2 protein-coding genes and 3 pseudogenes are annotated in these 2,262 nt (G+C 40.7%); 3 read left to right on the top strand and 2 right to left on the bottom strand.

Annotated features, from left to right (window positions below; translation table 11 throughout):
* A partial coding sequence (locus tag J582_RS24615) for a transposase family protein (protein ID WP_032011985.1) occupies positions 1-243 on the top strand: 243 nt, incomplete at its 5' end.
* Between the two features lie 44 nt (positions 244-287).
* Here J582_RS24615 and J582_RS27160 read toward each other — a convergent pair.
* A pseudogene (locus J582_RS27160) lies at positions 288-555 on the bottom strand (site-specific integrase); the annotation flags it as partial.
* Positions 556-964: 409 nt separating this feature from the next.
* Positions 965-1,093, bottom strand: a pseudogene (locus J582_RS26555) (VF530 family DNA-binding protein); the annotation flags it as partial.
* 59 nt (positions 1,094-1,152) lie between these two features.
* Here J582_RS26555 and J582_RS24605 point away from each other — a divergent pair.
* The gene (locus J582_RS24605; RefSeq protein WP_050674840.1) at positions 1,153-2,172 is read left to right on the top strand and encodes an IS481 family transposase; all 1,020 of its coding nucleotides are present in this window, start codon (positions 1,153-1,155) and stop codon (positions 2,170-2,172) included.
* Positions 2,099-2,262, top strand: a pseudogene (locus J582_RS26550) (integrase core domain-containing protein); the annotation flags it as partial. The gene J582_RS24605 and the pseudogene J582_RS26550, both read left to right, overlap by 74 nt.

The following is a 2,262-nucleotide window of genomic DNA, read 5'->3' as shown; positions in this document are numbered from 1 at the left end:
GGATTAGAGCAAGATGGCTTTAAATTATTGATGCCAATAAAGAAAAAGAAGAATTTACCCTTATTTGATGTTGAGAAAAAGTACAATAAAATGATTGGAAAAATACGAGTTGTGATCGAACATATTAATAGTCAATTGAAAACATTTAGAATATTAAGTGAACGCTATCGAAATAGACGGAAAAGATTCGGTTTACGCATTAACTTAATCGCTGCACTGGTAAATCGGATGAACTTGCAATAACGACTTTCGCAAGAGGTCTATTAATTATATTTTCATTATTCTTTTTTCTTTAGGCATTTAAGTATTTGAACAATTAAGCGGGCACTCTTCATTTTTCTGCCTTCTTCTTGATAGTACTGTTCAAAAAGGGCATAGAAGGAGATATGGATTTTTTCAGGCTCAGGATTAGCATATTCAGATTGTAATTCTAATAATTTTTTAGCGGCGCATTGTTCACGCTCACTCGCTGTATCTCGAGTAGGCGTATAACGTTTGCCTAGATAACGAACAGTGATGCGCCACGCCGTCCCCGCGTTTAACTGGCTTTTGCATAATAACACTCCAAATTTCATGGTACTGCAATGGAAATATAAAGCGTTTTTTTAATGCGAATTTTGAATTGACCAATAGACAATAAAAAAACCACCTAATTCTTTCGAATTAAGTGGTTTTTAAATTTTGGAGCGGGAAACGAGACTCGAACTCGCGACCCCAACCTTGGCAAGAGTCACCGACATAAAATACACTAAATAACACAATTGGTACGTTAATAAACTCTATATATAACAGTTATATAGAGTTTTTATTTTGTGTGACGTAATTTAAGATGGGGTGGGGTACTTTTATTTTTGGTCACTAATTTATTGTGATAATCAACAATAATAACCAACATACATATGCTTAATCTAAAGGTATTTTACTGACTGGTATAATTTTATGATGAGAGGGGTGTTGCCTGAGGCTACGGTTTCTGTTTGGCCTTTTGGCGTAAGACGTACAAATATAAGCTTTCTACTTTTTCACGTGCCCATGGTATGGTACGCAAGAATCGTAATGATGATTTAACACTTGGGTCTATGCAAAAACATCTAGGTGTTTAGTCCCAGATTTTAATGGTGCAATATTCTCAGATAAATGGAAGGAAGCACTATGGGACAAGTTCTACACAGCAGCGCCACAACGACACAGGCAGTGCGTCGAGCAATACAAAATAGTCAAGAGAGCTTAAGAACGCTAGCCAAGCGTTACGGCATCAATCAAAAGACCGTCGCAAAATGGAAGAAACGTACTTCAGTAGATGATCTTACAACCGGCCCAAAGAATTCTCGCTCAAGCGTGTTATCGCCTGAAGATGAGGCGGCAATTGTTGCTTTTCGAAAACGCACTTTGTTGCCGCTAGACGATTGCCTTTATGCATTGCAGCCGAGTATTCCTTATCTGACACGCTCGTCGTTACACCGCTGCTTACAGCGGCATGGTATTTCACGACTGCCTGAGGTACAAGGTGATCGCCCTGTCAGGAAGCGCTTCAAGAGCTACCCCATTGGTTACTTTCATATCGACATCGCTGAGATGCAAACAGCACAGGGTAAGCTTTATCTCTTCGTTGCCATTGATCGCACTTCCAAGTTTGCGTTCACTGAATTGCATACTAAAGCCAGTAAGATGGCAGCCGCGGAGTTCATGCGCAATCTGGTTAAGGCTGTGCCCTATAGAATCCATACGGTGCTAACAGATAACGGCATCCAGTTCACGAACCGCACCTGTGATCGCTACGCCTCTGAGCACATCTTTGATCGGGTTTGTACTGAATGTGGCATTGAACATCGTCTTACCAAGGTTAAGCATCCATGGACCAATGGACAGGTCGAGAGGATGAACCGAACGATTAAAGAAGCTACTGTCAAACGGTTCCATTACGACGATCACACTCAGCTATGCATTCACCTTGCTGATTTTATTGCTGCATACAACTTCGGCCGCAGACTCAAAACACTCAGGGGCCTGACTCCCTACGAATTCATCTGCAAACAGTGGACAGATGAACCTGAACTTTTTAAAATTGATCCGATCCATCAAATGCCGGGACTAAACATATTTAAAAGCAGATTGGCAAGGTTTAGCAGATGTACAACTTGCGACACTAAACTGGGTAGATTGGTTCAATAAAAAGCGTGTACACAGTGCACTGGGTTATGTGTCGCCTTTTGAGTTTGAAGCAATGTACTATGATAAGATTAATCCGTTAGGTCAGGTGGC

This window comes from Acinetobacter sp. 1566109, from assembly GCF_000582255.1.
Classification (GTDB): Bacteria; Pseudomonadota; Gammaproteobacteria; order Pseudomonadales; family Moraxellaceae; genus Acinetobacter; species Acinetobacter nosocomialis.
The sequence above is the reverse complement of the archived record's forward strand: the minus strand, read 5'-3'. Positions and strand labels throughout refer to the sequence as shown.

Excerpts from the sequence above, each read along its gene's own strand:
- J582_RS24605 (WP_050674840.1), top strand. The coding sequence starts at position 1,153 with ATGGGACAAGTTCTACACAGCAGCGCCACAACGACACAGGCAGTGCGT.